18 protein-coding genes and 1 pseudogene are annotated in these 23,826 nt (G+C 67.6%); 7 read left to right on the top strand and 12 right to left on the bottom strand.

Annotation, left to right across the window (positions count from 1 at the left end):
* Positions 1 to 110: 110 nt before the first annotated feature.
* Positions 111 to 1,400, top strand: a complete 1,290-nt coding sequence (locus ASD42_RS32165) for a hypothetical protein (protein WP_156677659.1) — start codon at positions 111 to 113, stop codon at positions 1,398 to 1,400.
* The gene (locus ASD42_RS32160) at positions 1,397 to 2,164 is read left to right on the top strand and encodes a hypothetical protein (RefSeq protein ID WP_056824077.1); all 768 of its coding nucleotides are present in this window, start codon (positions 1,397 to 1,399) and stop codon (positions 2,162 to 2,164) included. Before ASD42_RS32165 ends, ASD42_RS32160 begins: the two co-directional genes overlap by 4 nt.
* Before the next feature lie 13 nt (positions 2,165 to 2,177).
* Here the strand turns inward: ASD42_RS32160 and ASD42_RS32155 are convergent, their stop codons facing one another.
* Genes ASD42_RS32155 through ASD42_RS32145 form a run of 3 tightly spaced genes read right to left on the bottom strand, consistent with a single transcriptional unit; the run spans position 2,178 to position 4,269 of the window.
* Complete coding sequence (locus ASD42_RS32155) at positions 2,178 to 3,317, bottom strand: RNA polymerase sigma factor (protein ID WP_056824074.1); 1,140 nt, start codon at positions 3,315 to 3,317, stop codon at positions 2,178 to 2,180.
* Positions 3,314 to 3,721: a YciI family protein gene (locus tag ASD42_RS32150; RefSeq protein WP_056824071.1), complete on the bottom strand. Its 408-nt coding sequence runs from the start codon at positions 3,719 to 3,721 to the stop codon at positions 3,314 to 3,316. The genes ASD42_RS32155 and ASD42_RS32150 overlap by 4 nt, the downstream gene beginning before the upstream one ends.
* A 50-nt stretch (positions 3,722 to 3,771) precedes the next feature.
* Positions 3,772 to 4,269, bottom strand: coding sequence for a pyridoxamine 5'-phosphate oxidase family protein (locus ASD42_RS32145; protein WP_056824069.1), 498 nt, complete (start codon positions 4,267 to 4,269; stop codon positions 3,772 to 3,774).
* Between the two features lie 196 nt (positions 4,270 to 4,465).
* On the opposite strand from ASD42_RS32145, the gene lon reads away from it, so the two are divergent.
* A complete protein-coding gene (lon, locus tag ASD42_RS32140) occupies positions 4,466 to 6,907 on the top strand; it encodes an endopeptidase La (RefSeq protein ID WP_056824066.1) in 2,442 nt (813 codons plus the stop codon).
* Positions 6,908 to 7,149: 242 nt separating this feature from the next.
* Here the strand turns inward: lon and ASD42_RS32135 are convergent.
* Positions 7,150 to 7,557, bottom strand: a pseudogene (locus ASD42_RS32135) (PaaI family thioesterase); the annotation flags it as partial.
* Positions 7,558 to 7,661: 104 nt separating this feature from the next.
* Between ASD42_RS32135 and ASD42_RS32130 the strand changes: the two are divergent.
* Together ASD42_RS32130 and ASD42_RS32125 are read left to right on the top strand one after the other, a co-directional pair.
* The gene (locus tag ASD42_RS32130; RefSeq protein ID WP_063057077.1) at positions 7,662 to 8,729 is read left to right on the top strand and encodes a DNA polymerase IV; all 1,068 of its coding nucleotides are present in this window, start codon (positions 7,662 to 7,664) and stop codon (positions 8,727 to 8,729) included.
* Between the two features lie 52 nt (positions 8,730 to 8,781).
* Positions 8,782 to 9,777, top strand: a complete 996-nt coding sequence (locus tag ASD42_RS32125; protein ID WP_056824057.1) for an acrylyl-CoA reductase family protein — start codon at positions 8,782 to 8,784, stop codon at positions 9,775 to 9,777.
* Between the two features lie 18 nt (positions 9,778 to 9,795).
* Here the strand turns inward: ASD42_RS32125 and ASD42_RS32120 are convergent, their stop codons facing one another.
* From ASD42_RS32120 to ASD42_RS32090, 7 genes are read right to left on the bottom strand one after another with little or no spacing between them, the layout of a single operon-like run.
* Positions 9,796 to 11,262: a chlorohydrolase family protein gene (locus ASD42_RS32120; protein WP_056824054.1), complete on the bottom strand. Its 1,467-nt coding sequence runs from the start codon at positions 11,260 to 11,262 to the stop codon at positions 9,796 to 9,798.
* 2 nt (positions 11,263 to 11,264) lie between these two features.
* Entirely contained in the window at positions 11,265 to 12,518 is a 1,254-nt protein-coding gene (locus ASD42_RS32115; protein ID WP_056824051.1) for an amidohydrolase family protein, read from the bottom strand.
* Positions 12,519 to 12,522: 4 nt separating this feature from the next.
* Positions 12,523 to 14,052 (bottom strand): ABC transporter substrate-binding protein, encoded by a 1,530-nt coding sequence (locus ASD42_RS32110; RefSeq protein ID WP_056824049.1) that lies wholly within the window; start codon positions 14,050 to 14,052, stop codon positions 12,523 to 12,525.
* Entirely contained in the window at positions 14,052 to 15,047 is a 996-nt protein-coding gene (locus ASD42_RS32105; protein ID WP_056824045.1) for an ABC transporter ATP-binding protein, read from the bottom strand. The genes ASD42_RS32110 and ASD42_RS32105 overlap by 1 nt, the downstream gene beginning before the upstream one ends.
* Positions 15,044 to 16,039 (bottom strand): ABC transporter ATP-binding protein, encoded by a 996-nt coding sequence (locus tag ASD42_RS32100; protein WP_056824042.1) that lies wholly within the window; start codon positions 16,037 to 16,039, stop codon positions 15,044 to 15,046. The genes ASD42_RS32105 and ASD42_RS32100 overlap by 4 nt, the downstream gene beginning before the upstream one ends.
* Positions 16,036 to 16,908, bottom strand: a complete 873-nt coding sequence (locus ASD42_RS32095; RefSeq protein ID WP_056824039.1) for an ABC transporter permease — start codon at positions 16,906 to 16,908, stop codon at positions 16,036 to 16,038. The genes ASD42_RS32100 and ASD42_RS32095 overlap by 4 nt, the downstream gene beginning before the upstream one ends.
* Positions 16,905 to 17,825, bottom strand: coding sequence for an ABC transporter permease (locus ASD42_RS32090; protein WP_063893795.1), 921 nt, complete (start codon positions 17,823 to 17,825; stop codon positions 16,905 to 16,907). Before ASD42_RS32090 ends, ASD42_RS32095 begins: the two co-directional genes overlap by 4 nt.
* 285 nt (positions 17,826 to 18,110) lie before the next feature.
* Here ASD42_RS32090 and ASD42_RS32085 point away from each other — a divergent pair, with 285 nt between their 5' ends.
* The gene (locus tag ASD42_RS32085) at positions 18,111 to 18,824 is read left to right on the top strand and encodes a GntR family transcriptional regulator (protein WP_056824033.1); all 714 of its coding nucleotides are present in this window, start codon (positions 18,111 to 18,113) and stop codon (positions 18,822 to 18,824) included.
* A gap of 80 nt (positions 18,825 to 18,904) precedes the next feature.
* Here ASD42_RS32085 and ASD42_RS32080 read toward each other — a convergent pair whose 3' ends face one another.
* The gene (locus ASD42_RS32080) at positions 18,905 to 20,788 is read right to left on the bottom strand and encodes an ABC transporter ATP-binding protein (protein WP_056824029.1); all 1,884 of its coding nucleotides are present in this window, start codon (positions 20,786 to 20,788) and stop codon (positions 18,905 to 18,907) included.
* A gap of 239 nt (positions 20,789 to 21,027) precedes the next feature.
* On the opposite strand from ASD42_RS32080, the gene ASD42_RS32075 reads away from it, so the two are divergent.
* Complete coding sequence (locus ASD42_RS32075; RefSeq protein WP_056824241.1) at positions 21,028 to 23,820, top strand: FAD-binding and (Fe-S)-binding domain-containing protein; 2,793 nt, start codon at positions 21,028 to 21,030, stop codon at positions 23,818 to 23,820.
* Positions 23,821 to 23,826: the final 6 nt, after the last annotated feature.

The raw sequence follows: 23,826 nt of genomic DNA, 5'->3' as shown, positions 1-23,826 counted from the left end.
CTCGAAGGGGAAGCTACGGCAGATCGCGCAACGAGACAATAAGAGAATCAAAGCCCATATATCTCACGGCTCGGCGTGTTAGAAATACCGCCAACGGCAAGGAGGCGGTTGTGACACGTCCGTATCGGCTGATCATCTGGGGCCCCGGCGACATGGGCGGGCGGGCACTGCGCACGGCGCTGGCATCCCCCGATTTCGAGGTTGTCGGGGTCAAGGTGTTCAGCCCGCACAAGCACGGCAAGGACATCGGCGAACTGGTCGGGCTGGCGCCGGTGGGCATCACGGCGACCACGTCCAAGGCGGAAATCCTTGCGCTGAAAGCGGATTGCGTTGTGCACACGCCGACGACACCGTCGCTGGTGCAGGGCGCGGACGCCGATGTGCTGGACCTGCTCGAGTCCGGCAAGAACGTGGTGTCCGCGGCGTCCTATCACAATCCGGCCATGCCCACCTGGCTGTCCGAATCGCGTTCGCCGCTGGAGGTATTGCGCACTGTCGCGCAGATGCGGGTGACCGGAGGCGCCTTCGGGCCGCAGTTGCCCAAGGCACTGTCGGCGCTGAAAGCGCTGATGCGCGTGGCGGATTCGGGCCCGCTTCGGTTCACCGGCCCCGTCCTGGAGCGTCTGGCCGCGCCGGTGGTGGACCGGGCGATCCCACGCCGGGCCACAGGCGAGCGACTTCAGGCCGCCTGCCTGCGAGGCGGGGTATCGCTGCACGGCACGGGCCTGCACCCCGGACTCATGGTGGAGCAACTGCTGCTACGCCTGGCCGGGCTGCTCGACGAGGTGCGCGAGGTGAAATTCCTGGAGGTCGGCGATCTTTCGGCCGCACCGGACGGCATGTGGGGCGGGCTGGCCAGCCTCGGGTTCGGGATGCCGCTGAGCGCGGTCGACTCCGACCACGCCATCGCGCTCATGCAGCACTTCTACTTCGACGCGGTGCTCGCCAACGTCGCACACACGCTGTTCGGTGCCCGCGCCGAGGACGTTCGGGTGGAACGGCACGTCTATCCCGTGCCTGCGCGGACCCGGGTGCGGGCCGGCGGCAGTGTGATCGAGCCGGGCACGGTCGGCGCCATCCACATGAGCTATCGCGGCTACCTCGGCGACCGGTTGTTCATGACCAACGCCGAATGCTGGCACGTCGGCCCGGGCAACGCCCACCTCGGGCCGGATCATCCGCGCAGCCTCGCCGGCGGGCACGTGATCACGCTGGACGGCAGCCCCGCCCGGATCGAGATGCGCAACGAACTCGACGACGAGTCGTACGAGGGCGATTGGTCCGCGGTCACCGACATCTCGGTCAAGGCGATGCTCGACGTCATCCCGGAACTGTGCGCGGCGCCGGCCGGTGTCGCGACGCCCGATCTGAGCCCCCGATACCGTCTGGAGACAGCATGACCTCCCCGCTTCCGGTCGCGGTGCTCGGCGCCGGGCCGCTCGCCGACCGGATCGCCGCGCATCCCGATATCTCCGTCGCGCCGCCTTCCTCGGCCGCGGTGGTTATCCACCTGACGGCCGACGTCGATGCGGCGGTCGCCCAGCTCGGCGCGGGTCGCGACGTGGTGACCGCACTGCCCCTCGAAGCCCTCCCCCTGGACGAGGTGCGGGATGCCTGCCGCACCGGATCGTCCACCCTGCACGCCACCGGCGGCTTCCAATCGGCGGTGGCGGCCCGGCTCACCCGCTCGCTCGCCGCGGCGACGCGGGAGATCACCAGCATCGAACTGATCGAGGAGCTCGAGCTACCCGACGAGGGCGTGTATCCGTGGAACACGGTGCCGGACGAGATCGTGCCCGGTTACTACTTCTCCGGTCTGCGCGTACTGGAAGACGCCGCCTTCACCGGCGCACGCTCCGATACTCCCGAGCAGAACGGTGCGGTCTACACCCTGGGTGACCGGATCACCTACCGTTCGATCCGCACCCGAGGCACCGGCGCGGTTCCGCTGCGCTATCGCCTGGTCACCACCACTGCAGCTGGAACTGCTACGGCCACAGTCGATTTCCACCACACCGACGGCGTTCACCCGGCTGATCATCTGACGTCGGTGGATCTGGTGAAGGCGCTCGGTCCGGTTCACGCGAGCGAGCCCGGCATCGTCCTGCGCGATCTCGGCATCACCTATCTGGTCGCGGACGATCGGCTGCCGCGGTCCACTTAGCGCCGAAGGCGACTCAGGACAGCAGCTGCCGTACCCGGGCCGCCTCGTGGGTGAGGTGGTCGCGCTCGGGCACGGTGGTGGCGGCGTGTGCGGCCTCGGAATACAGGGTGGCGGCCTGCGCGAGGTCGCCCGCCCGTTCGAGCAGGTAGGCACGGGATGCGGTGTAGCGCGGCAGTTCTGGGTCCAGGTCGGCCAGTGCGGCCAGGCCCGCTCGGGGTCCGTCGGCCTCGCCGAGCGCGACCGCGCGGTTCAGGCGCACCACCGGGCTGTCGGTGAGAAGCAGCAGTTCGTCGTACCACTCCACGATCTGTACCCAGTCCGTTTCGGCGGTGCTCGGGGCGTCCGCGTGCAGAGCGGCGATCGCGGCTTGGGCTTGGTATTCGCCCAGCCGGTCACGGGCCAAGGCGGCCTGCAGAATGGTCACCCCTTCGGCGATAAGTCTTGTGTCCCAGTGTGTTCGGTTCTGCTCCGCGAGCGGCACCAGACGGGCGCCCTCGGTGCGTGAGGCACGGCGAGCGTGGTGCAGCAGCATCAGCGCGAGCAGTCCCGAGACCTCGGGTTCGTCGGTCGAGGCGGCGAGCTGGCGGGTGAGTCGGATGGCTTCGGCCGCCAGATCGACGTCGCCGCTGTAGCCCTCGTTGAAGACGAGGTAGAGCACGCGCAGCACGGTCGCCGGATCGCTGGGACGGTCGAGCGGTAAGCCGGTGATCCGCTTCTTCGCCCGGCTGATCCGTTGCGCCATAGTCGCTTCCGGAACCAGGTATGCCGTCGCGATCTGTCGGGTCGTCAGGCCGCCGACCGCGCGCAGGGTCAACGCGACGGCCGAGCCGGGAGACAGCGAAGGGTGCGCGCACAGGAAATACAGCCACAATGTGTCGTCCGTGGCGGGCACCGGCCCGGCCTCGGGCTCGGCATCCACCACGAATTCCCGACCCCGCCGTGATGTTTCGGCCCGTGTCGCATCGATGAACTTTCGCCATGCGACGGCGACGAGCCAGCCTTTCGCATCGCGCGGTGGATCGTCGGGCCAGGTTTCCAGCGCCCGGATCAGCGCCTCCTGTACCGCGTCCTCGGCCGCGGCGAACTCGGCCCCGCGTCGGACGAGGATCCCGATCACCGCGGGGACGAGCGCGCGCACCAGCGCTTCGTTCATTCGGTCACCGTGGGCAATTCCGCGTAGAACGGCCGCAGTTCGAGCCACTCCTGGACCGGCTTCCCGCCCGCGCCCGGCGCCGCCGACAGCTCACCGGCCAGTTCGAGGGCCCGGTCATAGGTGTCGACGTCGATGATCATCCAGCCCGCGATCAGGTCCTTGGTCTCCGCGAACGGCCCGTCGGTGACCGGCGGGCGTCCCTCGCCGTCGGAGCGGACGAAGGTGCCCTGCGTGGTCAGCGCCTGACTGTCGACGTATTCGCCGGTCGATCGCAGCCGTGCGGCGAAATCCTCCATGTATCGCACGTGCGCGGTCACTTCCTCCGGCGTCCACCGATCCATCGGCACGTCGTTCACCGAGGCGGGAGCGCCGCGGTAGTGCTTGAGCAGCAGGTACTTGGCCATGATGTTCTCCTCGATTCGTTTCGGCCCATTCTGGCCGGGACAGGTCGGTTTCAGGCGTTCTGACGTTCGGCCCGCTGCTGGATGAGTTCCTCGACAGCGGACGGCAGGGTGGTCTCGAAGTCGATGAGCTTGACCCAGGTCGGCGTGATGACGATCCGGACCATGCCCTCGTAGAGCGAATGGACCTCGGCCTCCCACACGACGCGCTGCTCGGCGGTCATCTCGTAGCTGCCGTTCATCTCCAGGTATTCCGCCGGGATGCCGTGCACCACATCCAACTCCGCCCGCCCGCGGATCAGCAGCATCTTCGGCGGGTGCACCTCGGTGTCGATCGTCAGCGCGACCGCGGGGTTGTGGCGCAGGGAAGGCAGCTTCGGTGCGTTCGTCGACGTGCAGACGACGATCTCCGCGCCGTTCCAGGCGAAACCGACCGGGACATTGCGCGGCGTGCCGTCCTTGGCGACGTAGGCCATGCGGAGCAGGTCGCGGGCCAGCAGTTCCTGGCTGTGCGGGCGGTTCAGGATCTCGGTGATCTCGTGCTGTTCCATGGCGGTCGCTCCTTCGATGTCGTCGAGGCCCGTTCGGCTGCTCGTACCCCTGGGACGGAGCCGCCCGCGCGTTCTCGACATCCCCGACGAAAGAATTTCGGAGAACTTTTTCGCCGTGAGTGAACGGCGCCACCTGCAGGAACAAACCACCGGGGGTCCATGTTGAGTCAGCGAAGCTCAACTTGGAAGGGTCGACATGACTTCAGCTCAGAACCTGCCGGTGCTGTTCCTGACCGATCCGATCGTGCTGCCGGGCATGGTCGTGCCCATCGAACTGGACGAATCCGCGCAGGCCGCCATCGACGCGGCGCAGGCCGCAAAAACCGGCTCGGTGCTGGTCGCACCGCGTCTGGACGAGGGGTACGCCTCCTACGGCGTCGTCGCCACCATCGAACAGGTCGGCCGGATGCGCGGCGGCGCGCCCGCGGCCGTGTTGAAGGCCGAGCGCAGGGCGCGGATCGGGCACGGGGTCACCGGGCCGGGCGCCGCGCTGTGGGTCGAGGCCGAACTCGTCGAGGCGGTCGAGCCCGACGAGCACACCATCGCGCTGGCCGCCGAGTACAAGAAGCTGGTCGTCGCCGTGCTCCAGCGGCGTGAGGCCTGGCAGATCATCGACATCGTCAACCAGCTCGCCGACGCCGAGGCCATCGCCGACACCGCGGGCTACGCGCCGTACCTGTCCGATGACCAGAAGCGCGAGCTGCTCGAGACCCCCGATGTCGCCGTGCGGCTGACCAAGCAGATCGACTGGATCAGAGACCACATCGCCGAGGTCGAGGTCACCGACAAGATCTCCGAAGACGTTCGCGACGGCATGGAGAAGAGCCAGCGCGAATTCCTGCTGCGCCAGCAGCTCAACGCCATCCGCAAGGAACTAGGCGAGGACGAACCCGACGGCGCCGACGACTACCGCACCCGCGTCGAGAACGCCGACCTGCCCGAGAACGTGCGCGCCGAGGCGCTGCGCGAGGTCGGCCGGTTGGAGCGCGCCAGCGACCAGAGCCCGGAATCGGGCTGGATCCGTACCTGGCTCGACACCGTGCTCGAACTGCCGTGGACGGTGAAAACCGAAGACAGCACCGATGTTTCGGCCGCCCGCGCGGTACTCGACGCCGATCACCACGGCCTCGAAGAGGTCAAGGACCGCATGGTCGAGTACCTGGCGGTGCGTTCGCGGCGGGCCGCTCGTGGTCTCGAGGTCGTCGGTGGACGTGGCTCCGGCGCGGTGCTCGTGCTGGTCGGTCCGCCCGGCGTCGGTAAGACCTCGCTGGGTGAGTCGGTCGCAAAGGCTCTCGGCCGCAAGTTCGTTCGCGTCGCCCTCGGCGGCGTGCGCGACGAAGCCGAGATCCGTGGCCACCGCCGCACCTACGTCGGCGCGCTGCCCGGCCGGATCGTGCGTGCGGTGAAGGAGGCGGGGTCGATGAATCCCGTTGTCCTGCTGGACGAGATCGACAAGGTCGGGTCCGACTTCCGTGGTGATCCGGCGGCGGCCCTGCTCGAGGTCCTCGACCCCGCGCAGAACCACACCTTCCGCGATCACTACCTCGACCTGGACCTCGACCTGTCGAACGTCCTGTTCATCGCGACCGCCAATGTCATGGACACCATTCCCGGTCCCCTGCTGGACCGCATGGAGCTCATCACCGTCGACGGCTACACCGAGGCCGACAAGGTGGCCATCGCCCGCGACTTCCTGGTCCCCCGCCAGCTGGAGCGCAATGCGCTGACCGCGCAGGAGGTGTCGATCACCGACTCGGCGTTGCGCGAGATCGCGGCGAACTACACCCGCGAGGCCGGTGTTCGTCAGATGGAGCGTTTGGTGGCAAAAGCCCTGCGCAAGGCGGCGACTCGCCTCGTCACCGGTGACGCAGCCGCTCGCGACGAGGACGCCGCGCTCGGTTACGACCCGACGCTCGGCTACGACAATGTCATCGACCTCGAATCGGGTGCGCGGCCGGCGGGAGCGGTGACGTCGCTGGTCGTAGATATCGACAACCTGACCGACTACCTCGGCCGCCCCCGCTTCACCCCGGATTCGATGGAACGTACCTCGGTCCCCGGTGTGGCGACGGGCCTCGCGGTGACCGGTGCCGGCGGCGATGTGCTCTACATCGAGGCCAACGGCGCCGAGGGCGAACGCTCCCTCACGCTCACCGGCCAACTCGGCGATGTCATGAAGGAGTCCGCGCAGATCGCCCTCACCTACGTGCGCTCGCACCTGGAGGAAATCGGCATCGAACCCAAGGTTCTCGACCGCAATATCCACATCCACTTCCCCGCGGGCGCTGTCCCGAAGGACGGCCCGTCGGCGGGCGTCACCATGGTCACCGCGCTGGTGTCGCTGGCCCTCGGCCGCCCGGTCCGCGGCGATGTGGGCATGACCGGCGAGGTCACCCTCAACGGCAGCGTCCTGCCCATCGGCGGCGTGAAACAGAAGCTCCTCGCCGCCCAGCGAGCCGGGTTGAAGACCGTCTTCATCCCCGCCCGCAACGAACCGGACCTCGACGAGGTCCCGGCCGAGGTCCTCGCCGCACTGAACGTCCGCCCCGTCGCCGACGTGGCAGACATCCTGGCCTACGCCATCGAACCCATCGCCGAACCCGCCGCCGACGGCAAGACCTTCGCCGTCAGCGCCTGATCCGAACCGTCGACGGGCCGTGCGCAGTCATCTGCGCGCGGCCCGTTCTTCGTATCCGCAGCCCGCTAGCGGCTCACGGTCGGCGGCAGTACCGGGCCGTCGACGATGACCACTGCCAGTTGGTCGGTGTCGTAGTTGTCCTGGTCGTCGTCGAACTCGACATCGTCGTCGAATTCGACATCGTCGTCGAATTCGACGTCCTCCTCGGCGGAGGGGGCGAGGTCCTTTTCGACGCGGCGGGTGGTGCCCTGGGCGACCGCGCAGAGGATGGGTTCCTCACCCTCGGTTTCGGCGTACACGTCGCAGTGGGTGACGGCCTGGCGGCGGGTGGCGCCGAGGACGGTGGCGTGCACCCGCAGGCGTTCGCCCTGGGCGGGGCGCAGGTAGGTGATGGTGAAGCCGCCGGTGAGGACGTTGGGGCCCAGGACGGTGCCCGCGGCGAAGGTGAGGGCGTTGTCGGCGGCGTAGGCGAGCACCCCGCCGTGCACGAAGCCGAACTGCTGACCGTGTTCGGGCTGGATATCGATGACGAGCGTGGCCGCGCCATCACCGAATTCGGTGAGCTCGGTGCCGACCAGACGGGCGAAAGGCTGCGCGGCGAGCACCTGGCGCGCCAGGTCGAGGTCGAGGGTGGTGGCTTCGGTCGGCATCGGGTGTTCCGTTCTTCGAGCTCAGTCGTGATCGGTTGGCGCGCTACGGATATTGCCACGCCCGGTTACGCCGGATTGTCGGTGCCATGGGGTATGACAGAACCGTGCCCCGGTGGCTCCTGCATGTCGATCTCGACCAATTCCAGGCGGCGGTGGAATTCCGGCGTCGCCCTGAGTTGCGCGGTCAGCCCGTCATCGTCGGTGGTGAGGGCGATCCAGATCAGCCCCGCAAGGTCGTGACCTGCGCTTCCTATCCCGCGAGGGCCTTCGGCGTGCGTGCTGGGATGGCGCTGAAGATGGCGCAACGCAAGTGCCCCGAGGGCGTTTTCCTGCCGGTCGACATGGCCGTCTACGAGGTGGCCTCCGAGGAGATCATGGCGACACTCGGCCAGGTGGCCGGTGCCGTCGAGGTCTGGGGCATGGACGAAGCCTTCGTCGCCACCGATGCCGATCCATGGCAGCTCGCCGCCGAAATCCGCACCGCCATCATCGAACTCGGACTCACCTGCGCGGTCGGCATCGGCGACAACAAGCTCACCGCGAAACTCGCCACCGGCTTCGCCAAATCCACCGGCAAGACCTCCGCCGAACCCGAACACGACGAGGGCGCCGCCGCGGGCATCTTCGAACTGACCGCCGCCAACTGGACCGAACTCATGGGCCACCGCCCCACCGACGCACTCTGGGGCGTCGGCGCCCGCATCGCCAAACGCATGGCCGACCTCGACATCACCACGGTCGCCGACCTCATGTCCGCCGACCGCGCCCGCCTGGCCGCCGAATTCGGCCCGAGCACCGGCCCCTACCTCTGGGTCCTCGGCCACGGCAAGGGCGACACCGAACTCTCGACGACCCCACGAATCCCGGTAGGCCGCAGCAAGTCCGAAACCTTCCCCCACGACCTCACCGAACCCGAGGAAATCCACCGCGAGGTAGCCCGCCTGGCCACCGAAGTCGCCGAGGAAATGCGCGAACACCACCGAACGAGCACCCGAGTCTCGGTCACCGTCCGCACCAAAACCTTCTACACCCGCAGCAAACAACAAAAGCTCCCCACCCCCACCGACGACATCCCCACCATCGTCGACACCGCCCTCGCCATAATCGCCCGCTTCGACCTGGACCGCCCCGTCCGCCTCCTCGGCGTCCGCCTGGAACTACTTCCACCCTGACCTCGGTCACGGGCCCCTCCATATCGGGGCTGCGAACTCGTATGCTCGGGCGATGGAGTTCTCAGCGATGGTTGCCCGTGAATCCGACGGTGGGATCGTGCTCGCCCGCGAAACGGTGGGGGACGACTTCCTCGGCGTCGGCGACGTGACGATCAAGGTCCATTACTCGAGCGCGAATTACAAGGATCTGCTGGCGATCACGCCGCGCGGCGGGGTGGTTCGCAACTATCCGATCGTGCCGGGCATCGACCTCACCGGCGAGGTGGTCTCCTCGGATACCGATGACTTCGCCCCCGGCGATCAGGTGATCGCGCATGGCTACGAACTGGGCGTTTCCCGCAACGGCGGCTTCGCCGAATACACCAGGGTGCCTGCCGAGTGGGTGGTGAAGCTCGATGGCCTCGACACCCGTGACGCCGCCACCATCGGCACCGCGGGCTTCACCGCCGCCATGAGCGTGCAGGCCCTGCTCGACCACGGATTCACTCCCGACGACGGCGCCGTCCTGGTCACCGGCGCGACCGGCGGTGTAGGCACCGTCGCCATCGACATCCTCTCCGGCCTCGGCTTCGAGGTCATCGCCTCCACCGGCAAGACCGACGCGAGCGACCTGCTCGCCGAACTCGGCGCCAACGAGGTGATCGGCCGACTCCCCCTCGACCCCGACGCCAAGCCGCGCCCGCTCAACAAGGCCAACTGGGCGTCGGCGGTCGACAGCGTCGGCGGCGCCTCGCTCGCCCACGTTCTCAGCGCCATCGGCTATGGCGGCGCGGTCGCGGCGAGCGGTCTCACCGGCGGCGCCGAACTTCCCACCACCGTGCTCCCCTTCATCCTGCGCGGTGTCAGCCTGCTCGGCATCGACTCGGTCCAGTTGCCGATCGACAAGCGCCGCGCCCTGTGGACCGCGCTGGGCAAACAGCTTCGCCCGCAGCACCTCTCGACGATCGAGTCCTTCACCCCGATCACCGAAGTCGGTACCGTCCTGCAGTCGATCAAGGACGGTACCCACTCCGGCCGCACCGTGATCGGCGTAGCCAACGAGTTCTGAATCCAGTCCGGGAACTGACTACTTCGCAGGGAAGGACGGCGGAAACAGTTCACCGGCGGGGCGGCGTAGGTAGTCGCGTTCGGTGTAGGCCTCGCGCATCCGGTCGAACAGTGACTGCGCGCGCCGAGTCATGGTAAGCAGATCGATGCCGGGAATCACTCCGTCGCGCAAGGTGATTCGGCCTGCGATCATCGAGAAATCCGCGGCGCGCCCGGTGCTGTTCATGCACAGGGTGCGGATCGGATCGTCGAGGACTCCGTCGCGGGGGTCGTCGAGCCGGAAGGCGACCAGGTCGGCGGTCGCCCCTGCCGCCAGCTTGCCCAGGTCCGGTCGGTGAAGTGCCTCGGCCCCGCCGAGCGTGGCGGCTGATACGTAGTCGCTGTAGGTCGCCGCGTCGAGTCGAGAGGCGAGCACCTTGGCCAAGGTGACGCCGATATCCATGCCGCGCAGCAGATCCGGTGGGAACGAGTCGGTGCCGAGGGCGATCCGCACGCCCGCCGCACGGTACCGACCGAAACTGTCGAGCGCCGATCCGTGCCTGGCCGAGGTGAGCGGACAGTGCACGATGGACGCTCCCGATGCCGCGAGCGTCCCGAGATCGTCATCGGTATCGGCGTCGACGTGGGGATTCGAATCGATGTAGATCCCGTGCGGGATGAGCAGATTCGGTCCCAGTAAGCCGGTCTGCTCGAGTACCGCCAGCGGTGGCACCCCGAACCGCTCGATCACGAACGCTCGCTCGTGCAACCCTTGCAGGGCGTGCAGGCGGACCAGCACGCCGGTCTCCGCGGCCAGCGCCGCGGTTCGGTGCAGCAGATCCTCGGACAACGTCTCGATCCGGCAGGGCAGCAAGGTCGGGTGGATGAGATCGGTGTCCTGCGCCGCGGCCCACTCCAGGAACCGCGCCGCGCCATCGAATCCGTCGAGTCCGAGTTCGTCGTTCCAGTAGATGGACCGCGAGCCGTCGGCGTCGACCACGTTGACCCCGGACCGGTACGCGGGCCCGAGATAGACCCGCAGGCCCAGCCGCCGCGCGGATTCGGCCATCGCCACGGCGTCGGCGAAGGTCTCCGCCCAATCGCTGTGCACCTCCGACGCGATCGGCATCGCCGTCGTCACTCCGTGCAACAGCAATTGGACGAACCCGTACTCCCGGATGAACGCCCGCTCCTCGGCATCGAACACCGCTCGCCGTCGATGTGTCGCGTAGTCACGCGACCATTGCAGGCCGAGCCCCAACTCGCGTGACTGCCACGAATCCAAGATGGTGTGGTCGATATCGGTCAGCGCGTCGAGGTCGATGAGGCCGGGCGTCAGCACCGCGTCCCCGAGCTCGATCACCTCGTCGACGAGCTCCGAGCCGCGTGGACCGACGGCGACGATGTGCGAGTCCTCCACCACCACTTCGGCATCGGTGAGCAGGACCTGCGCCTCCGATGCCGTTGCATACGCGAGCACGTGGCGAGCACGGATACTGCGACGCATCCTCAGCTCCTCTCCCCGCCCCAGCGACCGGGAATCTCGAATCCATCCAGTGCGGTGTCGACGGAAATCATGTGGCCCCTGTGGATTACGGTGCGTTCGGCCGGTCGATCCATGACGGCCGCCGCCGGGCTCACCGCGTCGACCAGGAAGAATTCGGCCGGGTCGCCGACCGCGAAACCCGGATGCGCGTTGCTGCCGTCGAGCGGGCGCAGGGTCCGGTCGATGACGCTCGCCCCGCCCCAGGTCGCGACGCCGAGCGCGTGTTCGACGTGCTCGTCGGACCCGTACCCGTTGACGAACGCGAGTTGCCACGCGCGGTCGAGCATGTCGCCGTTGCCATAGGGCGACCAGTAATCCCGCTGCCCATCCATACCCACCCCGACGCGCACACCGGCCGCGGCCAGGTCGAGCAACGGCAGCGCCCAGCCCTGCGCGCCTGCCGCGTGAGTGAGGGCGATGTCGAACTCCGACAGCCGCTCGATCGCCGCGGGCACGTCGGGCAGCCCACTGGCCAGACAGCGGGCATGCGAAATGGTCGCCAGGCCCGACATCCCCAGCGCCTGTACGCGTTCGACGATCAGCGACAAGGTGAACAGTCCCAGCTCACCCGCTTCGTGCAGGTGGATATCGACGCCGACCTGATGTTTCGCGGCCAACCCGAACACCGCGTCGAGATGCCGCACCGGATCGCGGTCGAGTTCACACGGGTCCATCCCGCCGACCAGGTCGGCTCCGGCCGACAGCGCCGCGTCCATGAGATCGATGACACCGGGCTCCAGCAGGAGTCCGACCTGCGGGAACGCCACGATCTCCACATCGCATACGCCGTTGTAGCGTTCCCGCGCCGCGAGTTCGCCTTCGAGCTTGGTGAGTCCGGTGTCGGCGTCGACCTGCGCGTGACTGCGAATTCTGGTGGCGCCGTTGGCTACCGCGACCGCGAGGGTGAACGAGGCCCGCTCGGCTACGGAACGTTCCGCTGATCGCCAGTGCTCGCGATCGTTCATGATCCGGCCCCACCGACCCGGCATCCCGGTCTGGGCACGGAAGGGCAGTCCGAGCCTGCTCGAGTCGAGGTGCAGGTGCACATCCGACAGCGCGGGCAGGATCAACCGGCCCGCACCGTCGACATGCTCACCGGCAGGCGCCGCCGAGTCGGCGGCCGCGGAGATCGCGGCCACCGTCCCGTTTTCGATCAGTAGGTCCACCGGCGGGCCACCCCAGGGGCGGACATCGGTGACGAGAAGCGAATCACCCACGCGCTCAGTCCTTGCCGAAGGTCGCGGCGTCGACGGTGATCATCCCGTCCGCCCGTGGTTTCCAGTTCAACGCGGGATCCACCGCGTAGCTGGCATCGGGTGTGTAGAGGCCGAGCAGCAGCGCCTTCGAATCGTTGAGGGTGAACAGGTCGCGGTAGACATCGATCCTGGCCTGGCCGGCGACGGTGCGGGTCTTGGCGACCAGCGCCTGAGTTTCCGGCAGCATCGCGTAGTCGTTCCACTGCCCGCCGAACATCGAGGCGATCGGCGCGTCACCGTCCATGGTCGACGGCGCGTAGGTATTGAGGTAGATGCCGGTGGCGGCCTTCTTGGTGTAGATCATCTGGGACAGACTGCTCTGATCGGTGCCCTGCAGACTGATGGTGATCCCGACTTCTGCCAGGTTGGCCTGGATCGACTGGGCGATCTCCGAACTCAGCGGAATGCGCCCGTTCGTGGCGTACTGGAACGGGATCGGCGTGCCGTTGTAACCCGCTGCGGCCAGCAGTTGCTTGGCCTTGGCCGTATCACGCACCGGAGCGGGATATTTGGGGTCGTAACCCCCGACATTCTTGGCGACCAGCTGGTTGTCGACCGTCGCACGGCCCGCGAGCAAGCTCTTGACGATGCCGTCCCGATCGATCGACAGCGCGATCGCCTCACGCACCCGTTGGTCGGCCAGCGGGCCCGCCGTGGCGTTCATGCCGAGGAAGGTGACGCCATTGGAGACCCGCGACTCGATGTGCACATTCTTGGAACCATCGACGGCCGCGACCTGATTCGGCGCCACCAGCGCCACATCGAGGCTGCCGGATTGAACGCCGTTGAGGCGGGCGTCGGCGTCGGCCACCGTCTTGAAGGTCACGGTCTCGAGCGTGGCCTTGTCGCCCCAGTAGTCCGGATTGCGCTTGACGACGTATTCGACGCCGCGCGTGTAGTGGTCGAAGACGAACGGCCCGGAGCCGACAGGCGCGGCCGCGAATCCGGCGGAACCCAGCGCGGTGTAGACGGATTCGGGCACGATCGAGACGCCGGTGGTGATCGTCGGCCACGCGGAGAAGGGGGCGTTGAGGCTGAACACCACCGTGTTGTCCGGTCCGACGGCCGCCGAGGCGAACATCTCCATGTAGGTGGCCGGATCGCCAGTGGGAGTGGCTTTGATCTTGTTGTAGGTGAACGCCACATCGGAGGCCTTCACCGGTTCGCCGTTGTGGAATTTCACGTCGTCGCGAATCGTGAAGGTCCACTGGGTGAAGTCGGCGTTGTGCTCCCACTCGGTCGCCAGTTTCGGCCCGATCACACCTTCGCTGTCGAACCTGGCGAGCTGGTCGAATGTCGCGAAGTAGTAGTTGTAGCCGGCCAGCGACCCGTCGGTGATCGGGTCCGGCACGTCCGTCGGTTCGGTGACCGCACCGACGACCAGCGTCTTCGTCGACGCGGTTTCGGTGCCCGCCGGTGCGCAGGCGCTGAGGGTGAAGGTGGAGAACGCGAGGACAGCGAGTCCTGTTGCCACACTGCGGGTGATCGGTTTCATCAGTTTCCTTTCGAAGGGCGTGCGAGCGGGTGCAGGCAGGCCGCGACATGGTCGGCGGGACCTTGTGGTTCGAGTTCCGGGATGCGTGTCGCACATTCGTCCGTCGCCAGTGGGCAACGGGTGCGGAAGGTGCAGCCGCTCGGAGGGTTCGCCGCATCGGGGAGTTCACCGCGCACCAGCGTGGAGGTGTCGCGACGCCGTTGGTGCGGGTCTGGGACGGGGGCCGACGCGATCAGTGCCCGCGTGTACGGATGCCGGGGCCCGGTGAACACGTCTTCGGTAGCGCCGATCTCGACGAGCTTGCCCAGATGCATCACCGCGACCCGGTCCGACAGGTGCCGGACCACCGAAAGGTCGTGTGCGATGAACAGATACGACAGCCCGAGTTGTGCCTGCAGGTCTTGCAACAGGTTGATCACCTGCGCCTGTACCGAGGCGTCGAGCGCGGAGACCGGCTCGTCGAGCACCAGCACCTCCGGTCGCGGCGCGAGCGCCCTGGCGATGCCGAGCCGCTGCCGCTGCCCACCGGAGAACTCGGCGGGACGCCGGTCGAGCGCGTCCTGGCCGAGGCCGACCTGTTCGAGCAGTTCCACGACGCGTGCGCGGGAGTAACCGCCCGCGATCTGTAGCGGTTCGGCGACGATGTCGTGCGCTGTCATTCGGGGGTCGAGCGAGGAATAGGGGTCTTGGAACACCAGCTGCACCCTGTTGCGCAGCGCCCGGCTCGCGGCGGGCCGCAGAGTGGCCAGGTCTCGGCCGAGAATGCGCACCGAACCGGCGGTGGGAGTGTTGATCCCGAAGATTGTGCGTACCAAGGTCGACTTGCCGCCGCCGGATTCGCCTACGAGGCCGAAGGTTTCACCGCGCCGGACTCCGAAACTGACGCCGTCGAGAGCACGTAGCCTGCGTTTGCCGGTGAGGCCGCGGCGGCTGGTGAAGCTGACCTCCAGTCCGTCGACGCGGATCACTTCCTCGGCGGTGTCGATCGCGGTCATGCCGAAAGGTCCTGTCGGAGAGGGGTAGTGAGCACCGGCGGGCAGGCGAGGTCGCGTCCGTCGCCGAAGTCGACGAGAGCTGGGGTGGCGGTGTCGCATTCGCCGTTCTTGCCCACGAACTCGCAGCGGGGAGCGAAGCCGCAGCCGGGCGGTCGCTTAGTGGGGGAGGGGGGCGAGCCGGGAATGGCGTAGGCGCGGCCCGCGCCCGCCTGCCCGAGCAGGCTGCGCTGCAAACCACGGGTGTAGGGATGGGCCGCGGCGTCGAAGATCTGCCAGACCGTCCCGGTTTCGACGACCCGGCCCGCGTACATGATCGCCACCCGATCGGCATGCTGGGCGACCAGTCCGAGATCGTGGGTGATCAGCACCATTGCCGCGCCGCTGCGCGCCCTCGCCTGCGCGAGCACCTCCATGAGCTGGGCCTGGATGGTCACATCGAGGGCAGTGGTCGGCTCGTCGGCGATGAGTACCGCCGGCTCGTTGGCCATGGCCATGGCGATCACCGCGCGCTGACGCATACCGCCCGACCACTGATGGGGATAGGCGCGCGCCCGGTGCGCGGGTTGTGGAATGCCGACGGAGGCGAGCAGTTCGATCACCCGGCGTTTGCGAGCCTTGGCATCGAGCCGTTGATGGACCGCCAGCGCACGGCCGATCTGGGCGCCGACCCGGCGCACGGGGTTGAGCGTGGTCATCGGATCCTGGAAGACCATGCCGAGCTGCGCACCGCGCAGCCGCCGCAGGGTTTCGTCGTCGGCGCCGACGAGTTCATCGCCGCGGAAGCGCACGCTGCCCGAGAAGATCGTCAACGGCGGCGGGAGCAGGCCGAGGACGGCGAGCATCGTCACCGACTTACCCGACCCGGATTCGCCGACGAGACAGAGCACTTCGCCCTCGTCGAGGCGCAGACTCACCGAGTCGACGAGCACGACCCGCTGACCCGCGGTCTCGTAACCCACTGTGAGATCTGTGATTTCCAAGAGCGCGTTCATGCCATTACCTCTTTCGCGAGGGCGCCGCGGCGGGCACGTGGCGCTCGCCGGACCCGGCGTAGCCCTTGGCCCTCATCGGTGAATCGCCTACTGGCCAGCAAGGTGCCGCCGATCACCAGCAGCAACGCGACAGCGGGCACGATCGTCAGATACGGGGCCTGGCGCAGGTACTTCTGCCCGTCGGTGATCATCAAGCCCCAGCTCGGGGTCGGTGGCTGTACGCCGAGCCCGAGATAGTCGAACGACGAGATCATGATCAGCACATTGCCGAGATCGGCGGTGGCCAGAATCAGCACCGGCACGGTGACGTGCCCGACCACGTGCTTGCGCATCACCCAGCCCGAGCGCGCGCCGAGCAGCTTCGGCGCGATCACGAAATCTCGGCCCGACAGACCGAGTGCGACCGAGCGGGCCACCCTGGCATAGCCGACCCAGAAGGTGACGCCGAGGATCGTCGCCATCAGCGCGGTACTCGGGCCGCGAATCGCCGACACCGCCATGATCACCAAGGTCATCGGGACGGCGAGTTGCACATCGGCGACGCCCATCAAGACGTTGTCGACGATCCCGCGGAAGTAGCCGGACACTGTCCCGATCGTCATCCCGATCAGTGCGTTGACCACCACGATCACCAGGACGAGCCCGAGCGTGATCCGTCCGGCCAGCGCCAGCCTGCTCGCCAGGTCACGACCGAGGGAATCGGTGCCGAGCGGATAGTGCCCGTCGGTGAACGGCCGGACGAACGCCGACGCGAGTTGCTGCGCGTACGGGTCATAGCCGGGCAGGAGGGGATAGAGCAGAGAGAACAGCACGACCGTGAGGATCATCGCGACGCCGAAGATCGTGGCGGGATTGCGGGGACGGCTCAACGGAGTCTCGCTCTCGGATCGATGACGCCGTAGAGGACGTCGATGCCGAAGTTGACGATCACGAAGATGGTCGCGATCACGATCAATCCGGACTGGACTACCGGAAAGTCCCTGTTGAACACCGCATCCAGCATCAGCTGGCCCAATCCAGGCCAGGCAAAGACGTTTTCGACGATCACCAGGCCACCGAGCAAGGTGCCCAGCGTGATTCCCGAGATGGTGAGCACCGGTAGCAGCGCGTTGGGCAGCACCTCACGCAGCAGCACCGACGACCGCCGCTCGCCGCGCGAATACGCGGTGCGCACGTAGTCCTGGGAGCTTTCGGCCACCAGTGAGTTGTCCAGAAGGCGTGAGTAGACGACGAACTGTGCCGTCGCGATGGTCACGGCGGGCATGACGATCGCGAGTGGATCGGCGCCGGCCAGCGACGGCAACCAGCCGAGCGTCACCGAGAACACCAGCACCAGCAGCAATCCGAACAGGAAGTCCGGCACCGCGAGTCGTGCCGCGCCGACCCCGAGCGCCACCCCGCGCAGCGACCAGCGGCCGCTGAGATGGATGGCCAGCACGACCGCCACGGCCAGTGCGAGGCCGATCGTGAAACCGGCGGCACCCAACTGCAGTGACGCGGGTAGGCGCTGGAGGACCAGCGTCATCGACGAGGTGCCGGACTGCTGGTACGAGTCCCCGAAGTCGCCGGTCAGTATCCCGGTCAGGTAGTCGAGGTACTGCGTCAGCGGTGGTTTGTCGAAGCCGAGTTCGGCTTCGAGCGCCGCGATGTCGGCTTCGCTCGCCGTTTCCGGCAGGAGGGAAGCCACGGGACTGCCGGTGAGTCTGCCGAGCAGGAACGCCAGGGAGATGACGGCGAACACGGTGATCACCGCCTGGGCGAGGCGGCGGATCAGATAGACGGCCAACACTGATCCTCTCTGTGGGCCGAGAATGTCATTCGGTATACAGAATTGGTTTTCCGTGTATCCCCGTTGTGTTCTGAAAGTTTCGGGTCCGTGAATGATTCAACGCTGGCAACCGGCGGTAATATAGGCGTCAAGCCCAGTTTTCGACCGTTTCAGCATGCTTGCGCGCAGGTCATTACAGAAGCCAAAGATATATTTGGTCTACCGAATGGAATTTCGCGTGATCGTCGCTACACTGCGCGACGGTCGTCCGCCGACGCCTGTACGCCTTCGTAGACTGACCGAGTGGCCCGAAACCTACGTCCGGCGGTAGCAGCCGTCGACGACACTTCCCAGACGCGCCGGATCTACGACGATCTGCGTCGCGCGATCATCACGGGGGAGTACCGAGAAGGTGAGAAGCTGCCGGAGGCGCGCCTGGCCGCCATGCTCGGCACTTCCCGTCTTCCGGTGCGAGAGGCCCTGGCACTACTCGAATTCGACGGCATCGTCAGCGCGTTGCCGCGGCGCAGCGCGGTCGTGCGTTCCTGGGATGCCACTGCGGTGGAAGAACTCTTCGATGTCCGCATCGGCTTGGAACCGCTTGCCGCCCGCCTGGCCGCCGCCCGCATCAGGCAGGGCCACGACAGCTTCCCGTTGCAGGCCGCGTTGGGAGAAGCGCAGGTAGCCACCGAGTCTCGTGATCCGCTGCGCATCGCCGAAGCGAACGCGAAGCTGCACGGCGCCATCGTGGAACTGTCCGGCAACTCCTTACTCACCCAGCTGATGCGCACGATCCTCGCGCGCATGGCCTGGCTGTTCTTCCTCACCACCGAACGCAACACCGAGGAACAGCGTGACGAACACCAACACCTCATCGACGCGATCACCTCGGGCGACGAACGCCTGGCCGAATACGCCATGCTCAGCCACACCGAGGCAGGCCGCACCCCCACCTTGGCCATCGTCACCGCCCTACGGCACGCGGACCTAGGAAACAGTCCGGACGCCGACGGTTAGCCCAGCTCCCGCGACCGGGTCGTCCGGACCTCTGTCTCGGTCGACTGGTCGTTGGGAGCTGGGCTGAACAGGTCTTTCGCTCAGACGACGGCCGGGGCTACCGGGTCGTCGGCGAACTGGGTTCGGTAGAGCTCGGCGTAGCGCCCGTCGGCGTTGAGCAGGGTGGCGTGGGTGCCTCGTTCGACGATACGGCCGTCTTCGAGGACCAGGATCTGGTCGGCGGCGCGGATCGTGGAGAGACGGTGCGCGATGACCAGGGCGGTGCGGCCGATCAGGGCCTCGGTGAGAGCCTCCTGAACGGCTGCTTCGGAGGTGGAGTCGAGGGAGGCGGTCGCCTCGTCGAGGATCACCACCCGTGGTTGCTTGAGGAGCAGGCGGGCGATGGTGAGGCGTTGGCGTTCGCCGCCGGAGAGGCGGTAGCCACGCTCGCCGACCACGGTGTCCAGACCATCGGACAGTGAGTCGACCAGGTCGCGCAGGCGGGCGCGATCGAGGGCGTCCCACAGCTGTTCCTCGGTGGCTTCCGGCCGGGCGAGCAGGAGATTCGCGCGGATGGTGTCGTGGAAGAGGTGGCCGTCCTGGGTGACCAGGCCGACGGTGCGCTGGATGGATTCGGTGGTCAGATCGCGCACGTCGGAGCCGTTGAGCCGGACCGCGCCGGAGTCGACATCGTAGAGACGTGAAACCAGCTGGGCGATCGTGGATTTGCCCGCACCGGAGGAGCCGACCAGGGCGATGAGCTGGCCGGGTTCGGCGCGCAGCGACACCTCGTGCAGCACCTCGACGCCGCCACGGCTGTCCAAGGTCGCGACGTCTTCCAGTGAAGCGAGCGAGACCTTGTCGGCCGAGGGGTAACCGAAGTTCACCGCGTCCAGTTCCACCGCGACCGGGCCGTCGGGCACCGGGGTGGCGTGCGGGGCGTCCTCGATCAGCGGCTTCAGATCGAGCACCTCGAAGACGCGCTCGAAACTCACCAGCGCCGACATGATCTCCAGGCGGGCGCTGGCCAGCGCGGTGAGCGGGGTGTAGAGGCGGGTGAGCAGCAGCGAGAGCGCGACGACCGAGCCCGCGTCGAGGCTGCCCGTCAGCGCGTACCAGCCGCCGAGGCCGTAGACCAGGGCGAGCGCGAGCGCGGAGACCAGCGTGAGCGAGGTGACGAAGGTGGTCTGCAGCATGGCGGTGCGCACACCGATGTCGCGCACCCGGGTGGCGCGCTCCGCGAACTCCGACGATTCCTGGTTCGGCCTGCCGAACAGCTTCACCAGGGTGGCGCCGGGTGCGGAGAAACGCTCGGTCATCTGGGTGCTCATGGCGGCGTTGAGCTGGGCGGCTTCACGCTGCATGCCGGCGAGCTTGTCGCCTGCGCGCCGGGCCGGGATGACGAAGACGGGCAGCAGCACGAGCGCGAGCAGGGTGATCTGCCAGGAGATGCTGAGCATGACGGCGAGGGTGAGCACCAGGGTGACCAGGTTGGTGACAACGCCGGAGAGGGTGTCACTGAAGGCCCGCTGCGCGCCGATCACATCGCTGTTCAGTCGGCTCACCAGCGCGCCGGTACGGGTCCGGGTGAAGAACGCGACGGGCATCTTCTGCACGTGATCGAACACCGCGGTACGCAGATCCAGGATCAGACCCTCGCCGATCCGGGCCGACAGCCAGCGGATAGCGATACCGAGCCCAGCGTCGAGGATCGCCAACCCCGCGATAGCGAGCGCCAGCAGCACCACCGTTCGTGGCGCCGAACCGTCGACGATCCCGTTGACAACGTGCCCCGCCAGCACCGGGGTAGCCACCCCGAGCACCGCGGCCACCACGCTGAGCAGCAGGAACCCGCCGATCCGCCGCCGATGATGCTCAGCGAACCGCACGATCCGCCGCGCCGTCACCATGCTGAACGGGCGCTTTTCCTCCGGCGCGTTCACGCGTCGGTACATCTGGCTGTAGGCCACTGATTCGATACTCACTGCCACTCTCCTCGAGGCTCCCCACCCATTGAACTCCTGCCCTCTGACACTAAAACCTCAACAAAGGTTGACAGCAAATACTTTCCGTCGGCACCGGATTGCGCGCAGAGCGAAACCGGCCACCGAATCGCGCCTCGGCCATCTGGAACCGGCCCGTCGCGCCCACGACGGACGAGCACGGAACCACAGCCCGGCGACCCGAATAGGCTGGTCGGGTGGACGACGACCGGAGCGCGGAAATGCTGGCCGATGCCCTGCGCACGCGGGTCGACTGCACGGTCGACGCGTCGGTGCGCAGGCGCGTCGAGTATTCGTCCGACGCCTCGAACTACCGCGTCCGCCCGGTCATGGTGGTGTTCGTACGTGCCGAGGACGACGTCGCCGCCACGGTGGACTTCGCACGCGAGAACGGGCTCTCGGTCACCGCTCGCGGCGCGGGCACCTCGGTCGCGGGCAATGCCATCGGACCCGGCATCGTGCTGGATTTCAGCAGACACATGAACACGGTGCGCGCGGTCGACGTCGAGGCGCGAACGGCGAGAGTGCAGCCGGGGGTGGTGCTGTCGGATCTGCAACGGCGGCTGCGGCAGCACGGGTTGCGGTTCGGGCCGGATCCGTCGACGCAGGACCGCTGCACGCTCGGCGGAATGATCGGCAACAATGCCTGCGGACCGCACGCGCTGGCCTGGGGTCGAACCTCCGATACCATCCTTGAGCTGCGCATTCTCGATGGTGCGGGGGCGCGAAGAACGCTAGGCGCCGACTTGACGGCGGTGCCGGGCTTGGCGGAATTCACCACGGCGAACCTGGCTGTGCTGCGCACCGAACTGGGACGGTTCGATCGTCAGGCATCCGGCTACGGTCTGGAACATCTGCTGCCGGAACGTGGTTCGTCGGCCGCGAAGGCATTCGTCGGCTCCGAAGGAACCTGTGGACTACTCCTGGAAGCGGAGGTCGCGCTCACGCCGGTGCCCGCCGCGACCGTGCTCACCGTGCTCGGTTATCCCGATATCGCGTCGGCCGCGGACGATATCGCCGCGGTGACCGGATGCGCGCCGATCGCGGTGGAGGGTATCGATGCCGGACTCGTCGATGTGGTCCGCGCGCATCGTGGGACGGTGCCCGAGTTGCCGCGAGGTCGCGGATGGCTGTTCGTCGAAACCGCGGGAGCTAGCCCGGCGGAGGCACTGGCTACGGCCCAGCGACTGTGCACGGTGAGCAATGCCGATGACCACCGGATCGTCACCGATCCCGCTGCCACAGCGGCACTCTGGCGTATCCGTGCCGACGGGGCAGGTCTGGCCGGAAGAACTCCCGAGGGGAATCCGGCGTGGCCCGGTTGGGAAGATGCCGCTGTCCCGCCGGAGAATCTAGGCGCATACCTGCGCGAATTCGCCACGCTCACCGCCGAATACGACGTGAGCGGCCTGCTGTATGGACATATCGGCGACGGCTGCATCCACGTCCGCCTCGACTTCCCGATCGCCGACGCCCCCCGGCGATTCCGGACCTTCCTCTTCGACGCCGCCGAACTCGTGGTGCGACACGGCGGATCGCTGTCGGGCGAACACGGCGACGGCCGCGCCAGATCCGAACTGCTCGAAGTCATGTACTCACCGGCCGCCCGTGCGGCCTTCGCGGGCTTCAAGTCCCTGTTCGACCCCGACGACATCCTCAACCCCGGTGTCCTCGTCGCCCCGAAACCCGTCGACGCCGACCTGCGAGTAGTCGCGCTCACGCCGGTTCCAGCACGCGGCTTCGCCCTGTCCACAGACTCCGGCGATTTATCCACAGCTGTGCACAGATGTGTAGGAATCGGCAAGTGCCGCGCGGACACCGGGGGTTCCGGCGGTTTCATGTGCCCCTCGTATCTGGCCACCGCCGACGAGAAGGACACCACGCGGGCGCGGGCCAGAGTGCTCCAGGAAGTGGTCCGCGGCGAACTCGACTGGCGCGCACCGGCAGTCGAAGAGTCCCTCGACCTCTGCCTGTCCTGTAAGGCCTGCGCCTCCGACTGCCCCGCGGGCGTCGACATGGCCACCTACAAATCCGAGGCACTGTATCGCCGCTACCGAGGACGCCTACGCCCCCTGGATCACTATGTCCTCGGCCGACTCCCCCGCTGGCTCGCCATCGCCCAGCACTTCCCGCGCCTCGCCAACGCCGTCGTCGCCCGCCCCCGCCTCCGCCGTGCGGGCATGCGGCTGGCCGGCATCGATCCCAGGCGAGAAGCGCCACGACTCGCCCCGAAGTCGTTGCGTCGCCGCTGGTCCGACGACAACGAACGAACCGGTGCCGACGAGTCGGCGGCTACTGAAGTCATGCTGTGGATCGACACCTTCACAAACAGTTTCGACCCCGAGAACGCGATCGCCGCCAGACAACTGATCGAACAACTCGGCTACCGCGTCCGCATCCCGGAAGCGCGTGTCTGCTGCGGCCTCACCTGGATCAGCACCGGCCAACTCGACGGCGCCCGCACCCGATTGCGCGCCACCCTCGACGCACTAGCCGACCACGCGGCGGCGGGTGGCCTGATCATCGGCCTCGAACCCTCCTGCACCGCGACCCTGCGCGCCGACCTCCCCGAACTACTCCCCGACGATCCACGAGCGAAACAGGTCGCCGCCGCCGTCCGAACCCTTGCCGAATTCCTCCTCGCGCACCCCGCCTGGCAACCACCCCGGCGGCCGCGGGACACCGTCGTGGTCCAACCGCACTGTCACCAGCACGCCGTCGGCGGCTTCGACGCCGAACGCCGAATCCTGGCCGCGATGGGCGTCACCGTCCAGGAACTGGCCGGCTGCTGCGGCCTGGCGGGCAACTTCGGCATGCAGAACGGCCACTACGACGTCTCGGTGGCGGTCGCCGAGAACACTCTGCTCCCGGCGCTCAGAAACGCGGCACCGAACGCCGTGTTCCTGGCCGACGGCTTCTCGTGCCGAACACAAGCCGACCAACTCGCGCGCACCCCCGGCCTGCATCTGGCCAGGTACCTGCTCGATTGCTCGACCGGACCGGCTATCGGTTGACCCCGA

The sequence above is a fragment of the Nocardia sp. Root136 genome, assembly GCF_001427185.1.
Lineage (GTDB): Bacteria > Actinomycetota > Actinomycetes > Mycobacteriales > Mycobacteriaceae > Nocardia > Nocardia salmonicida.
This window is presented reverse-complemented; position numbering and strand designations above follow the sequence as displayed.